12 protein-coding genes and 1 pseudogene are annotated in these 17,471 nt (G+C 67.1%); 8 read left to right on the forward strand and 5 right to left on the reverse strand.

Translation table 11 applies throughout. The features are described 5' to 3' along the window. Positions 1-243 precede the first annotated feature (243 nt). A complete protein-coding gene (locus ACWGDX_RS23465; RefSeq protein WP_453628451.1) occupies positions 244-1,035 on the reverse strand; it encodes an SMODS-associated NUDIX domain-containing protein in 792 nt (263 codons plus the stop codon). A 9-nt stretch (positions 1,036-1,044) separates the two neighbouring features. Beyond that, on the reverse strand, positions 1,045-2,523 hold the full coding sequence (locus ACWGDX_RS23470) for an RNA-directed DNA polymerase (RefSeq protein WP_453628453.1): 1,479 nt from the start codon (positions 2,521-2,523) through the stop codon (positions 1,045-1,047). Between the two features lie 386 nt (positions 2,524-2,909). Between ACWGDX_RS23470 and ACWGDX_RS23475 the strand changes: the two genes are divergently transcribed. Both ACWGDX_RS23475 and ACWGDX_RS23480 read left to right on the forward strand, forming a co-directional pair. Next, positions 2,910-3,605: a DUF4145 domain-containing protein gene (locus tag ACWGDX_RS23475; RefSeq protein ID WP_453628455.1), complete on the forward strand. Its 696-nt coding sequence runs from the start codon at positions 2,910-2,912 to the stop codon at positions 3,603-3,605. Positions 3,606-3,904: 299 nt separating this feature from the next. After that, positions 3,905-4,960, forward strand: coding sequence for a YaaC family protein (locus ACWGDX_RS23480; protein WP_453628457.1), 1,056 nt, complete (start codon positions 3,905-3,907; stop codon positions 4,958-4,960). A 401-nt stretch (positions 4,961-5,361) separates the two neighbouring features. Here ACWGDX_RS23480 and ACWGDX_RS23485 read toward each other — a convergent pair whose 3' ends face one another. Together ACWGDX_RS23485 and ACWGDX_RS23490 are read right to left on the reverse strand one after the other, a co-directional pair. After that, positions 5,362-5,721, reverse strand: a complete 360-nt coding sequence (locus ACWGDX_RS23485) for a hypothetical protein (protein ID WP_453628459.1) — start codon at positions 5,719-5,721, stop codon at positions 5,362-5,364. A 306-nt stretch (positions 5,722-6,027) separates the two neighbouring features. Next, positions 6,028-6,546: a hypothetical protein gene (locus tag ACWGDX_RS23490; RefSeq protein WP_453628461.1), complete on the reverse strand. Its 519-nt coding sequence runs from the start codon at positions 6,544-6,546 to the stop codon at positions 6,028-6,030. 38 nt (positions 6,547-6,584) lie between these two features. Here ACWGDX_RS23490 and ACWGDX_RS23495 point away from each other — a divergent pair. Both ACWGDX_RS23495 and ACWGDX_RS23500 read left to right on the forward strand, forming a co-directional pair. Next, a pseudogene (locus ACWGDX_RS23495) lies at positions 6,585-7,454 on the forward strand (hypothetical protein). 114 nt (positions 7,455-7,568) lie between these two features. Next, positions 7,569-8,489, forward strand: a complete 921-nt coding sequence (locus ACWGDX_RS23500) for a phosphorothioated DNA-binding restriction endonuclease (protein ID WP_453628463.1) — start codon at positions 7,569-7,571, stop codon at positions 8,487-8,489. A gap of 33 nt (positions 8,490-8,522) precedes the next feature. On the opposite strand, the gene ACWGDX_RS23505 is transcribed toward ACWGDX_RS23500, so the two are convergent. Next, on the reverse strand, positions 8,523-9,005 hold the full coding sequence (locus tag ACWGDX_RS23505) for an NUDIX domain-containing protein (RefSeq protein WP_453628465.1): 483 nt from the start codon (positions 9,003-9,005) through the stop codon (positions 8,523-8,525). A gap of 163 nt (positions 9,006-9,168) precedes the next feature. Here ACWGDX_RS23505 and ACWGDX_RS23510 point away from each other — a divergent pair, with 163 nt between their 5' ends. The 4 genes from ACWGDX_RS23510 to ACWGDX_RS23525 all read left to right on the forward strand — a co-directional run bounded on the left by ACWGDX_RS23510 (position 9,169) and on the right by ACWGDX_RS23525 (position 17,415). Then, positions 9,169-9,969: a flavoprotein gene (locus tag ACWGDX_RS23510; protein WP_453628467.1), complete on the forward strand. Its 801-nt coding sequence runs from the start codon at positions 9,169-9,171 to the stop codon at positions 9,967-9,969. Between the two features lie 254 nt (positions 9,970-10,223). Further along, positions 10,224-11,852, forward strand: coding sequence for a TIGR02677 family protein (locus tag ACWGDX_RS23515; RefSeq protein ID WP_453628468.1), 1,629 nt, complete (start codon positions 10,224-10,226; stop codon positions 11,850-11,852). Further along, positions 11,849-13,174, forward strand: coding sequence for a TIGR02678 family protein (locus ACWGDX_RS23520; RefSeq protein WP_453628469.1), 1,326 nt, complete (start codon positions 11,849-11,851; stop codon positions 13,172-13,174). The genes ACWGDX_RS23515 and ACWGDX_RS23520 overlap by 4 nt, the downstream gene beginning before the upstream one ends. Continuing rightward, the gene (locus ACWGDX_RS23525) at positions 13,171-17,415 is read left to right on the forward strand and encodes a TIGR02680 family protein (RefSeq protein WP_453628471.1); all 4,245 of its coding nucleotides are present in this window, start codon (positions 13,171-13,173) and stop codon (positions 17,413-17,415) included. Before ACWGDX_RS23520 ends, ACWGDX_RS23525 begins: the two co-directional genes overlap by 4 nt. Positions 17,416-17,471: the final 56 nt, after the last annotated feature.

Genomic DNA, 17,471 nt, shown 5'->3' on the forward strand with positions numbered 1-17,471 from the left:
GCCGGCGCCCGTACCGCGCTCAAAGGCATGCAGCCACCTGAGACCAGAGAAGGGGTACGTCGTGGCTGGGGCTGTCGGCTCCGCGGCTTTACGGAGCCGCTTTGGCGCGAGCCTCGAAGATCATGGCCCCAACGTCGTGCTTTACCGGGCAGGTCCACAGACTGCCCGACGCGCCGGAAGCTTACGGGGCCATGATCACTCGCGCCAAAGCAGCGCCACCCCAAAGCCGCTCCGCCGACCTCGTCACAGGATCCGTTGACTGTGTGCCGAGATCTCAATGGCCTGAGGCTGTCCCGCGACGGCGCCACGACGTTTGATCTGTTGCGAGGAGACCCACACGATGTCCGGATGGCCAGTGGCAGCCAGCTGACGAAAAGCGTTCTCTTGTTCTTGAGTCGGCACAAGCTCATAAACGTCCGCCACCAGAATCTCCAGCGATTCAGCCCACGGGCTGTAGCGAATCCGATCCACCTCTCGCCTGAGATAATTATGCATAATATGCGGGAATTTATCTAGCGGCAGAATTCCAGTGGCAAGCAATTCCTCTTGGAACTCTCGCCACGGAGAATCCTCGCGACCTTGCCGAGAGTCGAACCACCGGAAAAACTGAAATATCTTCTTCCCTTGAACGCGTACGCGTAGATCGCCATAACTCACGGAATCAAGAGGGATCAGGTCATCATCCGTTACCCCCATGGCAGAAAGCGAAGCGTTCCCTTGGGGCGAAACCTTATGCACCCCGCCCACTGGCTGGAACTGAGTGCGGTACCGCGATCCCCGGATCAGCAGGTACTTTCCGTCAACGTAGATTTTGAACAGGTATGAGGTCGAGACACGGATGGAACGGTTTCGATAGCGCAGTGAATACCAAAGGTGCCTGATGTTTCCCCAGTTTTGCGCTATCTCGTCAACCACTGGTACGAACAGGCCGACACTGAGGCCAGCCGTCATATTGACCAGAGTGGAGTTAGCAATAAAAAAGCTGGCTACTCCTGATGAAATAGCCAGAAGTGCATAGACAGTAAGCCGCAGCAAAGAATTCTCCTAACGAGGTAGGGGTACTGCGGGGTCGCCGAGGAGATAACGACTCACCCACATTAGTCTGGAATTAGATTGTGCCAGTCTCTCAAGTAGCGGGCGAGAGACCGAACGGGCTTCGTACATTGCGACAAGCAGCGCACGTCGAACATTCACGTCGGATTCGTGCTCGTACTCGCGGCGCAGAAGCTGACCGTCAGCAATCGTACTTACCCTTCCGAGATATCGGGCAGCAAACTCGCGAGGCAGGCTCGACTTATTCTTGTTCTGAAGTATCGCCCAGGCTGCATCCCGGATGTCGGGTGAGTTGATTCTCTGGCGCGTAGCGGCCTGGAGTATACGTTGTTCCAGACTGTCGTACTTGTGGTCGGCGGCCTGCCGCATCGTGGATACGTAGGCCCTGGTTACTGCATGCAAGCGCTCAGGGAAGCACTCAAGGTATCTGATTATCTCAACCACCAAATGATGACTTTCCTTGAGGTGCCGCAGGGCCCAAGGGAGGGCGCGATCATCCTTCAAGTTTCCCATGCGGAAGAGGGTGAACTTAACATCTCGATCTAACTGCTTACCTGCGGTTGCTTCGAGAAAGAGTTTATAGAGTCTTTCGTCGGACCCGATTTCTCCGATCTTCAGTCCATAGTTGATCGCGTCCTTTTCTAGGTCCTCAAGTTGCGAAAGCGCGTTCGCCTCGTCATAGATGCTGGTTTTACTCATAGACATAGAGAGGCGACGCGAGCGCAGAATGGCATTTATTTCAAGCAAGGCGTTCCGGAGAGACTCCCTCTCTGTGTCGAATATCATCATGTCGTCTGAGTAGCGCAGGTACTCGAAATCCGACCTGTGGACGAACTCATCTACAGGCAGGAGATATAGATTGGCCAAAATTGCTGAAGAGTCGGGCCCCTGCGGTATTCCCCAAGCGTGGCTCGAAGACTGGAACATTCGGAGATAGGTAATTAGGCTTTCGGTCACCCGAGGGGATGCGCCCGTGGATTGGATATCGATTGCCAGTGTCTCGATATCGATATGTTCGTAAAATGAAACGACATCGGTCCGGGCTAGCTGAAACGGGGTTTCTGTCGCCAACTGCACACCGCGTTTTTGCATGGAAACCCACGAATTGACAGGCGACCAGAAAGACTTACCGTTGTCACCCCATCTTGCACTGTAAACGCTCTCGCGAAGCTGCGCCTCAACTAGCTCGGCAATGGAGAAGACGAGCGTATCGTAAACGAGACGATCGTGTACTGTCAGGCGTGCAATCGGTCGAACGGCGACGGGATTTTTGGGGAGATCCAGAACCTCGACATAGTCGGGGCCGACTTGGCCGCTTCGGAGCGCGGTCATAACATTTTTGCGGACATCAAACCAGGAAGCGTTTATGTCTGCCCAATTGATGATGTCGGGTATTTCTGACCGTCCTCGCCCATGAAACAGACGGGTCCACGCCTCATCGAGATATGAGAAGAACGGGCGGCGGTTCATGTCCCTTACTGCTCCCCCTGGTCGGCGCCACCGACGCGCGAACACATAGCGTAATAGAAGAGGGGGGTGAGTGACAGACTCAGTTGAGTGCGCCTGCCTGGCTTCCTGAGGTCGAGGCGCGACGAGCCGCTGCCGTCGGTGACAAGCCGCGTGCCAGATCGTGCGGGGAACCACGGAGAACATCGGGGAGTCAACGAGCTGCCCGCCATGCCTCGACTCGCCCCCGCCGCAGCTCAGCAGCACTCCCACGCTCAGAGAACCCCAGCTTCCCAAGCTGAGGGCTCCGAAGCTGATGGCACGGGCCTGCACTGCGGCTTGCTCAGGTCAGCGAGCACAACGGTCACAAACCCCATGCCCCTCGGGGCGTTGCGCACTAGTCTCCGACCATGGCGAGCACGACATGCGGATGGTGCGGACGGCTGGCTCACATGAGACCACTCGGCGGTGCCGAAGTGGTTCCTGATCAGAACAGCCGGCTCAACGTGGGATTCGAAGCCTATCGATGTGCCAACTGCCACCGGCTGGTCCTCGCCCACGGGTGGACCGACTTCAAGCCTACGAATGATTGGGACGACGCACCTTCTGATCTCTGGGACCATCCTCAGGCCCAGCAGCCGCGATGGCTTCCCCCGGCGAAGTCCAACAGGACGTTCCCAGATGTCCCTGCAGCGATCGAGTCGCTCGCGGTTGAGGCGCACGACTGTCTGGCCATCATGGCTGACCGAGCTGCCGTGGCACTTGCTCGTGCAGTGGTCGAGGCGTCCGCGAAGGAAAAGGGTGTTACCAGAGGGAGCCTAATTGCGAAGATCGATGAGCTCCACGAACAGGGTCTGCTGCGCGGGCACATCAAGGAAGCAGCACACGAGGTGCGCTTCGGCGGCAATGAGGTAGCCCATGGCGATCTCTCCCCCGTTGATCACGAGACGGCCGAAGAAATCTTGACCCTCATGGATGAAGTGCTGAACGACTTGTTTCAGTCCCCAGCTCGCGTGGCCCGTGCCCGTCAGCGGCGCCTAGAACGGTCCCAAGCAAGCCCAGAGTCGATGAACGCCACCACGTCGGAAGGACAGCCCAGCACCTGAGCTCGTGTCGCAGCTATCGCGGCAAGGCTCCACGGACCATCGCAGCCGCCCAGTAGGGCATCGGTTGCGGAAAGGTCGCGTGCCACAACCGTGCCAGATGCAAGGGTCAGCCGCAGTCAACACCGGTGCCTCCTCGGCGAGTACGCGCCCGCGTGTTGGTCCGATGAAGCCGCAGCTCAAGCCCGAGATCACCCACCCTCTCTCCCAAAGAGGTGGTCGGCTTCGGGCTACGTTCTTACATCTGCCGGTCGCTGGAGAAATCGCCACGGCGGTGTGCTCAGCACTGGCAGGATGAGGCAATGGTTCGAAGGCCGTATCCCACGTACCGTGATCAGACGTATCCCGCGACAGCGGCAGTATGGAGGGCCCTACGAGAGCTCCGCCCAGAGCCCCCAGGGTATGCGGGCAAAGGTCCGCGTCAGAAGCTGTTCAGCGCAGCATTGGAGCAGTCGGAGCAACTCTTCACCGCAGCTGCCTCGGTTGGGCCGGCCTCCAGGCCCCTCGTACTCTTCTACGGCCTGAGCCAGGCAGGCAGGGCCATCGCAGCGTGTGCGCCCGTCCCCGCCGACAAATGCCGCCTGAACGGCCATGGAATTGTCGCCGCCCAGATGGACCAGCCAGACCTAGGCTCGGTCACCGTCAAAGACAAGGGCGCAGCCGGAACGCAGTCGTTCACTCAAATTGCGGCGATGCTCGGGTCACGATCGCTGCCTGACGAGGCCCGTCTTGCGGACGTGTGGGCATCCATCTTGGAAATTAGTCTCTGGCCTCTGCAGTCGACAACGCGTCCGCAGCTCTCAGTAAGTCGGGAGACGCATCAAGTAGATGCGAACACCTTGCAGGCGATCGTGTCCGGCTTGCCTGGAAGCCTTCAAGACCACGCGAGCTCGCAGGACCGCGAGCAGGCCGTACGTTCGTGGCTCGCCGACTATCCGTCTTTGACGGGGTACCGCTTCCGGTCGATTGGCGCTATCCCTGATAGCGGGCCGGATAGCTGGGATTCGATGCAAGGTACGATCGGCTGCCGCCTGGTATGGGACGTGATAGGCGGAGAAGAGGTCGCCAAGCGTAGGTTCGAGGACATCGCACCATGGAAGGGGCGCAGCCTCTCGGACTCCACCCGAGTGATCCACGCGCGATTTGGCGGTGACGACCGCGTGCTCCACCCTCTGTTGGCCTGGTGGGCGGTGCTCTACGCGCTATCGATGCTTGCTCGTTACCAGCCAGGTCAGTGGACTGCACAGATCGACGTGAACCGCAGCAAGGATGCTGTAGCAATCGAGTACCTCTTGGACAGCGCCCTTGCCGCAGTGCCTGAGTTGATCCTCGCCGCGATCGACGAGGTGACGGCCTAGTTCCCAGCCCCAGGATAAGGCTGACACTGAGTGTCTAACTGCGTGACAACGCCGGCGAACACCGGCGAACGAGCGCGAACGTCTTCGGACCATCAGCGCAGGTGAGAGGCACAGCAGCCCAAGGCACCAGCCCGACCCAAGTTGCTTCGGGACGAAGAGGTCGTGGGTTCAAATCCCGCCACCCCGACAGCCGAAACACCAGGTCAGGGGCCTGATCCGCTTAGCGGGTCGGGCCCCTGAGTGGTTTCCGGGGGCCGTTTTGGGAGCCGTTTGGGAGCCGACCGCGAGAATCGGCTCCCCAGCGGACCGGCGCGGGCCACGCTTGCCGGGCGGCCGTGGATACGGACCTCGCGCTTAACTGATCGTTTCAGGAGCAGACTGCGGCGTCCGCGGGACGCTTGTCAGTCATCGAGGCGCTGAAGGATCTGCGTGAACTCACCGTTCTCGACCAGGCCAACAAGTACTCGGATCATGCTGCTGATGCCGGTGTCGCGGACGATGAGACCGTCCGAGCACCAGAAGTAACGGCCTCCCAGAGCTTCCCCGCTTGCGGCCCATCTCGTCATCAGGATCTCGACCTGATCGAGGGTGATGATGGTCGCGCTCCACTGGGAGCCGTCATTTAGGTTTACAAAGACATCGACGTTGTTCACCGACTCCAGGTCATCGTCGGCATTCGGCAGGAATGCGGCCTCGAACTGGTCCGTGCGGACGCGGTACCAGGGCCCGTCCCATCTGCCCGGCTGTGTGCTGTCGCTCATCGGGGCGAGTGTGCCTGGCTGAACCGCTCACCTCAACCGCGTTCTTCCGGCACGCTTCCGTACAGGAACGGCGATCTTGTGCCCGATAGGAAGTGAACGCGCCCTACCTCTGGTCCTCTGTGTCCGGAAGAGTCACACCACATTCGGCAGCGGGTCGGCAGCAGGGCAGCAGGGACCATCTGCAATCAACCACTGCCTGCCGACGCCATCACCCGATGCGAGTCACTGCGGGCCCCGAAAAGCCGCCGAGGCCGAGGCCAAGAGGAAGGCACGTGCGGAGAAACTGGCGTACGGAGCGGCCCGCGCTCAGGAGGCGGTGGACCGCACCAGCGTGGCCGAGCATGACGCCGAGCAACTTGCTGGGCTGCTGCGCTCATCTGTACTGGATGGGCAGCCGCCGACGTTCGAGCGGCTCAGCAGGACTTCGTCCCCTCGCCATTCGTCCCGCCCAAGGGCTCTACCAAAGCGGCACACAGCGGGCCCGCGCTCGGCCGGGGCGAGGACGGGGCAGGCACCGCCATGGTCCTGGACATGCTGGTCTTCCTCGCCATCGCCGCCGCGCACTGACACGCCCAGCGACACCACGCCCAACAGGCCGAGGCGGCCCGCCGGGCCGCTGAGCAGCTGCGGGCCGCCTACCGGCAGGCAGCCGACGAGCCCCTCGCGGTACTGAGCGAACGTGTCCGCCGTATCGCCCCGTCCCCGCGCCGCCATCACGCCACCACCGTGCGCGCCGCGCTGCCCGAACTCGCCGAGATCGTCCTGGCCGAGCCCGGCTGGGACGCTCTGGCCGCCACCCTCGCCGACGCCGAACGCTCCGGCCACAACCCCCGCGCTCTGTCGTCCGTCGCCATGGAGGTCCAGTGCCGTCTTCTCTGTCCCCTACACCCCACGTCGACCTGCGAGTTGAGCCGGTCGACGTCGTGCTCAACCAGGTTCAGCGCACCTTCCAGACGTCATTGGACCAGGAGACGCCGGTACGTAAACGGCGCTCGCTCGGTGCGTGTACCGGCCGTGGCAGCTGGGTGCGGAGCGAGCGGTGCCGGTTCGACGAGATCGGCAAGGGCTGGAACGGAACCGCATGCGCTGCCCTGCTGGATGGGGTGGCCAGGCCCCAGTGGCACTGGGGCACGGCTTGACGCGAGCCCGATGATGCCGTGATGTGGCGGGCCGACGAGACGGACCTCCTGCCAGGAGCGCCGATCGGCAGCAGTGTTCTGGTCGCCGACCCCCGCCTGCCGGACGAGTGGTGGCAGGCGCTGAATACGTCGTTGGACGCGCCGGCCGTCCAGCACACGAGGCGCGTGGCCACCCCGGACACCGTCACGATCACCCAGAGCGGTGTTGCCGAGGCGATCCAGCGGTTCCTCGCTGCCGGCACCGACACGGCGTTGGACCAGTGGCGGCCAGCGCACGCTGACCTCAACCGGACGAACATGACCGGCCCGTAGTTCTGTCTGTTCGACTGGGAGGACTGGGGCATGGCCCCTGAAGGTCTGGACGCGGCGTCGCTGTGGGGAAACTCCCTCGCCGTCCCGGCGCTGGCCGAGCGCGTCCGCCACGAACGGCGCCACGACCTGGAGAGCCGGGACGGCAAGCTGATGACCTTGTTCTTCTGCGCGACGATCCTGGCCCCGGACGCCCACCCGGAAGACCCTCGCCCCGAAGACCCTCGCCCCGAACCGGCGCGCGACACGGCGGCACAGATCGCGGACGACCTTCAGAGCGCCTGACGGCCTGCCCGTGGGCGGAGGAGCCACGCCGAAGCCCTGGGCCACCAACCCCACCAGCCTCTGCTCGCCAGGTACACAACAGTTCTGTCTGCCGGATGATGGCAGAGTGGCCACGTGACAGGTGACGAACTGTTGAGCGCGCTGGCGACGTTGCGGCGCGCCCAGATAGGCAACCGCCGTGCCCCGCACAAGCCGCTGCTCGTGCTGTGGCTGCTGGGACGATTCGCCGCTTCGGGAAGCACCGCAGTCACGTATGACGAAGCCGAAGAGCCGGTCAGCCGACTGATCAACGACTTCGGGCCCTCAATGGCGAACCGTTCGAGGGCGAGGGATCGGGCCGCCATGCCCTTCGTCCATCTTGAGCGTGACCTGTGGAACCTGCGGGACCGGGACGGCAACCCCCTCGGCCCGGACGCCCCGGAACGCGGAAGCTGGCTGCGTACCAGGGGAGCCCACGGCGGGCTGCATCCTCACATCGAGGCCCTGCTGGCCGGTCCGGGCACACTGGCGGCGGCAGCCCGGCTCCTGCTCGACCAGCACTTCACCCCAGCCCTGGAAACCCCCATCTGCGACGCCGTCGGCCTGGACCTGCTCGAACTGGAGAACACAACACACCACGGACCGGCGAAGAAACGCCGACGGCGAGCCGGGTTCACGGAAGAGGTACTTCAGGCATACGCGTACGCCTGCGCTTTCTGCGGCTACGACGGCGCGCTCGGACGCAACCCCGTCGGACTCGAAGCCGCACACGTCCGCTGGCACAGCCAGGACGGCCCGGACGAGGTGAACAACGGCCTGGCGCTGTGCTCCCTGCACCACGCCCTGTTCGATCTCGGCGTCCTCGGACTGACACCCGCCCTGCACATACAGGTCTCCCAGTCCTACACAGCACGCAGCGACGCGGGCCGGACCATCGACGCCCTCCACGGCCGGCCCGTCACCACGCCCCGCCCCGGACTGCCCGGCATCGAACCCGACCACGTCGTATGGCACGGACTCCAGGTTTTCAAACGCCCCGCGACCCAGGCCGCCTAGGACTTGTCCTGTCCGGACCTGGACACGTGCGGATCAGCCCCCGGCGCCGAAGCCCGCCCCGTTCTCCAGGTAGGCGGTCGCCGATCGCGCACGGGCGCCGATCGCCGCGTGGACACGGCGGGCCAGCCGGGGGATGAGCAGCCCGTCGATCCGGTCGGCCCGGTGGAACGCGAACTGGTCGACTTCCACCCCGTCCAGGACGATCCGGGCCCGCTGGTCAGCCGGGAGGACGCCTCCGTCGAAGACGAACAGCAACTTGTCGCCCTCGGTCGGGTGAGGTGCCCAGTCCGCGACGAGAAGGCGGCCGATGGGCGGGGTGATGCCGATCTCCTCCTTGACCTCCCGAGCCGCGCCTCCGCTCGGCGTCTCGCCCGGGTGGAGGTAGCCGCCGGGGATCTCCCAGCCGGGCTTGTACGTGGGCTTGACCAGGAGCACGCGCCCCGCCTCGTCGAAGAACAGCACCCCGGCGGCGGTGCGGGGCCGGGCTACCGCTTCGTAGGCTTCCGAGTCGCTCATGGCGACGACCGTAGTCGTCGCGCACGGATCACCCGATGACGCGCAGCGGCTGAGCCTCGCCGGCCAGCAGACGGCTCGGTTTGCCGCGCTGTTGTCGGCCCCGTCCGTCACGTTGCCGCGTCGCTATCGTGGGGAACGCCCCTACATCACGGGGGCAGCACGTATGCGTGGTCTCGGAGAGCACCTGAGCATCGGCGAGCGAATCCCCGGCACCAGGACCGCCACGGAGCTGCGCACAGCCGAGCACGCGTCGCCACAGCTCGTACGGAACAATCCCCGTGTACGGGACACGCTGCGCGACCTGATCAAGCAATTCCCGGTCACCGGCAGCGCTCGTTCATCGGAGTTGTTCATGATGGCTCAACGATGCAGGGGCGGTGGAGTGAACACCAAGAAGCGCGGAGTCCTCGGGGTCGTGGGTACGAGCGCCGGCGGAGTCGAAACGTTGCGCACCGGGCTGGTGGAACCGGCCATGGCACGCGGGTGGCAGGTCGCCGTGACGCTCACCCCGACCGCCGGCCGCTGGCTGCGAATGAACGGTGAGGCCGACCGGCTGGAGAGGCTGACCCGCCTGCCGGTGCGAGACGAGCCCCGGCTGCCCGGCGAGGCAAGGCCGCACCCGAGCGTGGACTGTTACGTGGTCGCCCCCGCCAGCGCGAATACGGTCGCCAAACTCGCGATGGGTATCGCCGACAACCAGGCGCTGACGCAGGTCGGGGAAGCCATCGGGACCCTGGGGCTACCGGTCATCGTCTTCCCAAGGGTGAACGCGGCCCATGTACGCCACCCCGCGTGGCGGCGCCATATCGCCGCGCTGCGAGAGGCCGACGTTCACCTCGTCCACGGCCCGGACATCTGGCCCCTGCACGAGCCACGCGCCGCCCCCGCCGGGCGGGACCTGCCGTGGGGGGCGGTGCTGGACACGATCGACCGCGCCACCGAAGCCATGGAAGCCACGGAATGACGGCCCGTCAACTGCCTTGATCTGCGGGAACAGAGGACCCTGCTCAACGAGCTGGAGGAGGGTTGTCCCGTAGTCCCTGGTGGATCGGCGAGCGGCGTCGGATGCGGTGCGTCGCAAGGCGGAGGGGCGCCCGCATACTGTCGTTGTCGGCCGGGGCCGGAGCCGGGGAGACACGGTCGTCAACTCCGCATGGTCTCGGAGCATTTCCAGCCATACCGCAACGACAGCCGAATGCTCCACGTAGCCTCGCAAGCATGGAGGAACCCGCACCACCCGGCACACCGCCGGAACCCCGCCACGACGAGACACGCAGACGGCTGGACGCGTACGCGTACCTGAGCGCGCCGGAGCGGCTGGAGCACGTCGCGATCATGCGGGTCTTCTGCGGGACACTGCTGGCGGATCTGGCCGTCCCGGACGTCATGGCGCAGCTGCGTGAGTCCGGCGGGCCAGGTGCGGGGCTCGACGCCGACACCCTCACGGCCCGGCTGGAACAGCTGGAGCGGTGGGGCAATCTGCTGCGCGGCAGTCATACAGTGAAGGCGTCCAGCATCACCGAGTACCAGCGTTCCCGCGCGCGCTACCAGCTGTCGAGGCTGGGCGAGCGCGTCCAGCGGGACGCCGACGGGGTGCTGGCCGAGGCCGAGGCCGTCCGGGAGGTCAGCAACGAGCTGCTGGCCCTGGTCGAGCGCGGCCTCCGGGAGCTTGCCGAGCTGCTGTCCGAACCGGGCGGTATCGCCCCGCAGGACGGGCTCGAGCGGGTCAGCACGCTGTTCGTGCAGTTCGCCGGGTTCGCGGAATCCATCCGGGACTTCTACGCCTACCTCGGCCAGGTGCTCGCCCGGTACGACCTGGACAGCGCCGAGTACCAGGGCTTCAAGGAACTGCTGCTGGACTACGTCGAGGCGATCACGGAGGACGTGGCCTTCCGCGCTCCCCGGATCTCGGCGGCACTGGACACGCTGTGGCCGCGCCTTCCGGCCCTGCTGGACCGGCTGGACGCCCACGCCCAGGGCCTCGCCGGGCTCTCCTCACAGGGCGAAGGCCGCTCGGAAGCCCGGGTGCAGCGCAGCCGTGGGCGCGACCTCGCGGATTGGCAGGGGCTGCGCGGCTGGTTCAGCGACACCGACGGTCAGGGCAGTCAGGTCGATCAACTGCGGGATGCCACCCTGCGGGCGCTCCAGTCCCTGCTGGCCAACGCCAAGCGGATGCTGCGCTCGGCCACCGGGGAGATGTCGCGGCGCCGGGACCTGCTGCGACTGGCCCGATGGTTCGACGAAGCCGCACCACAGGACGCGCACGACATCGCCGTCGCCGCCTTCGGGCTGTACGGAGCCCGCCATTTGGGCGTCCCGCCTGCCACCGACGAGGTGGTGCCCGCCTACACCAGCTGGTGGACCGGCCCGGTGGTCGAGGTCCCGGTCGCGCTGCGCGAGAGGGGCAGCCGCGCACAGCGGGGCCGGGCGTCGTCGGTGGAGGACCACTCCGCGCAGAAGCACCGCCTGCGGGAAGCCGCCCGCGAGCGGGCGGCGGCCAGGAAAGCGGCGGCGGACGAGCTGCGCAGCGCGTCGGGCCGTTTCGATGACGTACGGCTCACATCGGCGGCGCTGAGCCTGCTCCTGGAGCTGCTGGCCACGGCGCTCGGGAACGCGCGGCTCGAACGGCGTGCCGGCGCGGCCGGGGAGGGGACACCGGGGTTCGGCCTGGACGCGGCGTGGAGCGAGGACGCGGACCTGGGCATCCGGCTCACCGTGTACCGGACGACGGGTGCCCGGACGTACCTCCACTCGGCGGACGGGGACCTGCTCCTGGACGACTTGGAGCTGGTCGTCGGCCGGACCTCCGCCACGGCCGACGGCGAGGCGGAGGTGAGCGTGTCATGACCCTCCCCTCCGCCCACGACGTGGCTTTGGCAGCCGAACGCCGCACCGCCGCACGGCTGTTGCTCGCCCATCCGCTGGTCACGTCGGACGGCCCGCACGCCGACCTCTTCCCGCTGGTCCGCAGGCACGCCGACTGGCTGGGCAAGCGGTTCCAGCAGGTGCTCGGCTATCGCCTCCTCGTCGACAGTTCCTACGCCCGGCTGTTCAAGGCCGGGCTGGGAGCACGGGCGGGACACCGGTTCGCGCGGTCCACCGGTACTCCCTTCACCCCGCACACGTACGCCTGCCTCGCGCTGGCTCTGTCGGTCCTGGTGACCGCGCCCGAACAGATGCTGTTGTCGCAGCTGGTAGCCGATATCCGGGCCGCGGCGGCCGACGCGGACGTCGAACTGGAGGAGACGGGCCGGGCGGCCGGGAAACGGACCCTGGTCGCGGCCCTGCGCCAGCTGGTCGAGTGGGGCGTTCTCGTCGAGACGGAGGGCCAGGTGGCGGCCATCACCCAGGACTCCGGCGGGGAGGCCTTGATCACCGTGGACCGCGAGCTCGCCCGCGTCGTCGTCGCCGGACCGCTCGCCCAGTCCCGGGACGGCGCCGATCTGGTCCGGCGGGCAGCGGACCCGGGCTTCGGCGGACCTCGTACCTATGTGCGCCGGATGCTCGTCGAAACACCCGTCGTCCACCTCGACGAACTGACCGACGCCGAACGCGACTGGCTTCGCACCCGCCAGCGCCGAGAAGCCCAGGCGTTCCTCGAACTCCTCGGCCTGGAGACTGAGATCCGCGCCGAGGGAGTAGCGCTGGTCGACCCCGAGGAAGAGCTGACGGATCTCCACCTTCCCGGTACAGGGACCGTCGCCCAGGCCGCACTGCTGCTGGTGGAGCGGCTCGTCGAACGGCTTCGTCCACCCGATCCCGGACATCCGGCGACCGGCGGCGTCCTCGTCGTCGGAGTGGCCGTTCCGGACGGCCTGGTGAATGAGCTGCTGGCCGACCTGGTCGCCGCGTACGGGGGCCGCAGCAACTGGCAGCGCGGCTACCTGGAAGATCTCCACGCCCTGCGGGAAGCCGTGCTGGACCTGCTGTCCCGCATGCGGCTGCTGGCCCCCGCCGGTCCGCTGCGGGCCGAGGGAAACGGGCTGCCGGAGGGGCACGCCGAAGAGCTGCCGGAAGGCCGCCAGGTGACCGACGTCCGCGGAGCCCGGCCCGGCGGCGAGGGCTGGGTGCTGCTCGCAGCGGCGGCCCGCTACGCCACCCGCGTCACCGTGCGTCCGGCCGACCCGACCCGTAAAGATACCGACGCACAGCAGGAGTTGCCCCTATGACCGCCGACGCCCGTGGCCTCATCCCGCTGCCGCGATCCGGCCCGTCGACGACAACAGCAGGTGCCCGCTTCCGGCTGCACCGCGCGGGCATCCAGAACGTCTGGCAGTACGACGAGCAGGAGTTCGTCTTCGGTGACGGGCGACTGCTGCTGCGCGGCAAGAACGGCGCGGGGAAGTCCAAGGCCCTGGAAATGCTGCTCCCTTACCTGCTGGACGGCGACTCCCGGGCACTGGACGCGACCGGTACCGGGCGGACGACGCTCGCCTGGCTGATGCTGGACGGGTTCGAGCAGACCAACCGCCTCGGCTACCTGTGGGTGGAGTTCCGGGGCACGGCCGAGGGCGGCGACCACCGCTATCTGACGCTCGGTGCCGCCGTCCGCGCCTCGAAGTCGACGCAGAAGGCGGTACCGACCTTCTTCGTCACCCCGCTGCGGGTCGGTGAGGACCTGCGCCTGGTCGAAGCGGGCAGGCCGCTGCCCGTCGACCGGCTCAAGGAGATCGTCGGCTCCGACAACGCGACCGAGCGCGCGGTCGGCCACCGCGCTCGCGTGGCACGGGATCTCTTCGGCATCACCGACGCGACGCGCTACCGCAACCTCACCCAGCTCCTCCACCGGCTGCGGCGCCCCACGGTCGGGGACCGCATCGAACACGGGGGCCTGGCCGTCCTGCTGAGCGAGACCCTGCCGGGGCTCGACGAGGACGTGGTCGAGAAGGTGGCACGCAACCTCCACGACCTGGACGCCGTACGCGACGAACTCGGCCGTCTGGAACGTACCGACGCGGCGCTGCGCACGTTCCTCGCCGACTACCGCCGCTACCTCGCCGGAGTCCTGCGCACCTCGGCCCGGAACGTGAGCAGGGAACTGGACGCCCTGTCCCTACGGCGCCGGACGGCCGGGGACGCCGCGCAGCGAACGAGTGATCTGAAGAGGCGGGAGGAGGAGTCGGAGGCCGGGCTGGAGACTCTCCGCGACGAGGAACAGACTGCCCGGACGGAGCTCGCCGCGCTGCACGCCAGTCACGCCTACCGCGGTCTTCGCGAACTGTCGGAACGCCGCAGCACGGTTGAGGCCCTGCACACCACGGCCATGACCGCCTTCACTGCCCTGTGCAACGCCCACGAGGTGGAAGAGGGCTCGGCCGAACGACTGGCCGAGGGTGTCGAAGATCTGGGGAGCCGGCTCACCGAGCTGGGAACCGAACACCGGGAGCTGCTGTCCCAGGCGGAGAAGGCGGGGCTTCCCACCGGCCATCTCGGCGACGCGGTGGCCCTGCCGCGCACGGTCCGCTCCCAGGCGACGCGGACGGAGCTGACCAGTCCCGACGGGGAACTACGGACCGTGCGGCACCGGCCGGTGGCTCGCGTGGACACGGCCACGACAGAGGCCGGGCTGCGGTCCTGGCAGGGGCAACTGGATGACGCCGAAGCTGTCGTACGGAACCGGACACGGATGGTCCAGGAGGTGACCCGTCTCTCCGTGCAGGCCGGCGAGACCCGGGCCAAGGCAGCTCAGGCCGACACGGAACGGGAACGGCTGGAGGACGAGGCGGAGGAGGCCGCCGGACGTCTCGAAGAGAGTCGCCAGGAGGTCGTCGAGGAGAGCCGTGGGTACGCCGACGAGGTCTCCGCGTGGGCGGAGCGCACGCGTACCGCGGCGGGGCCCGACTGTCCGCCGCTGAATGCCGTCCTCGCCGAAGTAGCCGGTGAGACCTCCCCCGACGCGCCGTTCGCGGACCGCACGCTGCCGCCCGACATCGACATCCGCGCGCGGCGGACGGCTCACGCGGCCCTGGAGCCATACGCCGATGACCTCACCCGGCACCGCGACGCGCTGGCGCTCGACGTCAGCCGACTGGGCGAGGAGATCGACCGCCTGTCGAAGGCGAAGCAGGACTGGGAGGGGCGTACCGACCCCGAGCCTCCGGCTCCCTACCACCGCACCGCCGAAAGGAATCCGGCCGATGGAGCACCCTTCTACCGGCTGGTGGACTTCGCGGAGCACGTGACCTCCGCCGACCGGGCCGGCCTGGAGGCGGCGCTGGAGGCGAGCGGAATCCTCGATGCCTGGGTCAGCGCGGATGGCGCCCTTCTCGACCCCCTCATCCGGGACACGCTCTTTCAGCCCGGTCCCATGTCGCCGGGAGCACAGACCCTTGCCTCGGCCCTGCGCCCGGCCCCGCAGCCGGAGTGCGGCATCACGTCCGAGCACGTGGAGCGCCTGCTGGCCGCCATCGCGCTCGCACCGGCCTCGGAGACCACAGCTACTGCCGGCACGGTCCACTACGACGGAAGCTGGCGTCTGGGCGCCCTCCGTGGCCGACACCACAAGGACGTCACCGAGTACGTAGGGGCCGCCGTACGCGCCGAGACCCGACGGCGCCTCCTCGCCGAGCTGGAGGACCAGCTCGGGCAGACGGAACAGCGGCTCGCCGACGCCCGTACCGAACTCTCCACAGCCGACTCCGGGCGGCGGGCCCTCACACGCGCGGAACGCGACTTTCCCCGAGCCCGGCAGCTCTCCGACGCCTGGACCAGGACCACGGCGCACGAGAAGGCGTCGCAGGACCTGACCGCCAGGGCGACCCGTGCGGCACGGCTGGCCGAGGAGGCCCGCGCTCTCGCCGTGTCGGCGCGTACCGAAGCCGATGCCACCGCGACCGCCCATGACCTGCCCACCGACGCCACCGCCCTGGACCGCGTACGAAACGCACTGGTGGGCCTGCTCAGCGGTACCGGTCACTTGCGCAGAGCGGTCAGCGGCACGGTCGAACGGCTCGGCGGAAGCCAGGCGGACGAGGGGCGGTACGAGCGTGCCCGGCAGGGGCGCCTGGAGGCGGCGGAAAGTTACCGGATTCACCTCCACCAACTGCGCACCGCGCAACAGGATCTCCGGACCCGCGAGGCTGCCGTCGGATCGTCCGAGGAGCAGATCCTCACCCGCGAACAGAACGCCAAACAACGTATCGCGGACGCCGCCGGCGCCATCCCGGCGGCGGAGCGCGCCCACAGCGACCTCCGCGATCTGCGCGTGCGTGCGGAAGAGGAGGAGAAGCGCCTGCGCGCGGAGCTGGCGGGCCAGGAGACGGCGGTCATCGACACCGGCCGCACCCTCCGTGAGGCTCTCGACCGTCCGGAGGTCATCAGCGGCGCGGGACTGGACCGGTCCTCCCTGCCCGAATACGTCTCGGACAACCCCGGCTCGGACGTCCGCGAACGCCTGCGAGCGCTGCGCTCACTGGCCGAGACCGTGGAGCAGGCCCTTGGCCGTCCGAAGGGCGAGGTGTCGGACAACACACTGTTCAACCGGCACACGGAGCTCCGCGACCAACTGGCCGGCGGATACGACGCACAGCTTGAGGAACACGACGGGATCAAGGTGTGCCGCCTGGTCGACGACCATGGTTCCCACGATGTCTCGGCCGTGGGCGAGCGGATCGCCCTACAGTCCGCGGAGGCAAGAGGACGGCTCACAGAGCGCGAGAGCGAGGTGTTCCAACGGTTCCTGACCGGCGAGCTCGGCGATCATCTCTCCTCGCAAGTGATCACCGCGGCCAATCTGGTCGCCACTCTCAACGACACCCTGAAGACCGTACGGACCTCACACGGTCTCGGCGTGGAACTGCTGTGGAAGCTCGACGAGGACGTCGACGCGGATGTGCGGGCGGCCGTCGACCTGCTGCGCAGCCCGTCGAGCCTCCGGACGCGCGAGCAGACCGAACAGCTGCGCGAGGTACTGCAACGCCGTATCGAGGACGCCCGGCGTGCCGACCCTTCGGCTGGTTACACGGCCCATCTGCGGACCGCACTGGACTACCGCGACTGGTTCGGTTTCCACACCTTCGTGGTCGACGACGCGGCCCCCGGACGCAGAAGGAAACTGACGGGACGGACCGGACTCAGCCAGGGCGAGCAGCGCGTGCTCTCCTACCTCGTGCTCTTCGCGGCCGCTGCCGCCCACTTCACCAGCCTCGCCGAGTCGGCGCCGCACGCGCCGCGGCTGATCCTTCTGGACGACGCCTTCGCCAAGGTCGACGAACCCACCCATGGGCGACTGGGCCGTATCCTCGTCGACCTCGATCTCGACTTCGTCCTCACGAGCGAGCGGCTCATGGGCAATTGGGCGGAGGTTCCGTCCCTGCACATCTACGAGTGCCTCCGTGACCCCCATGTGCGCGGGGTGGCCACGTTGCACTACACCTGGAACGGTCGGCACCGCCGTCTGGCGTCGGTATGAGCCGGCTCCCCGCCGCAACACGCGACTGGCTGGCAGGGCCAGGTCTCACCCGGCTC

The organism is Streptomyces sp. NPDC055025, from assembly GCF_053608565.1.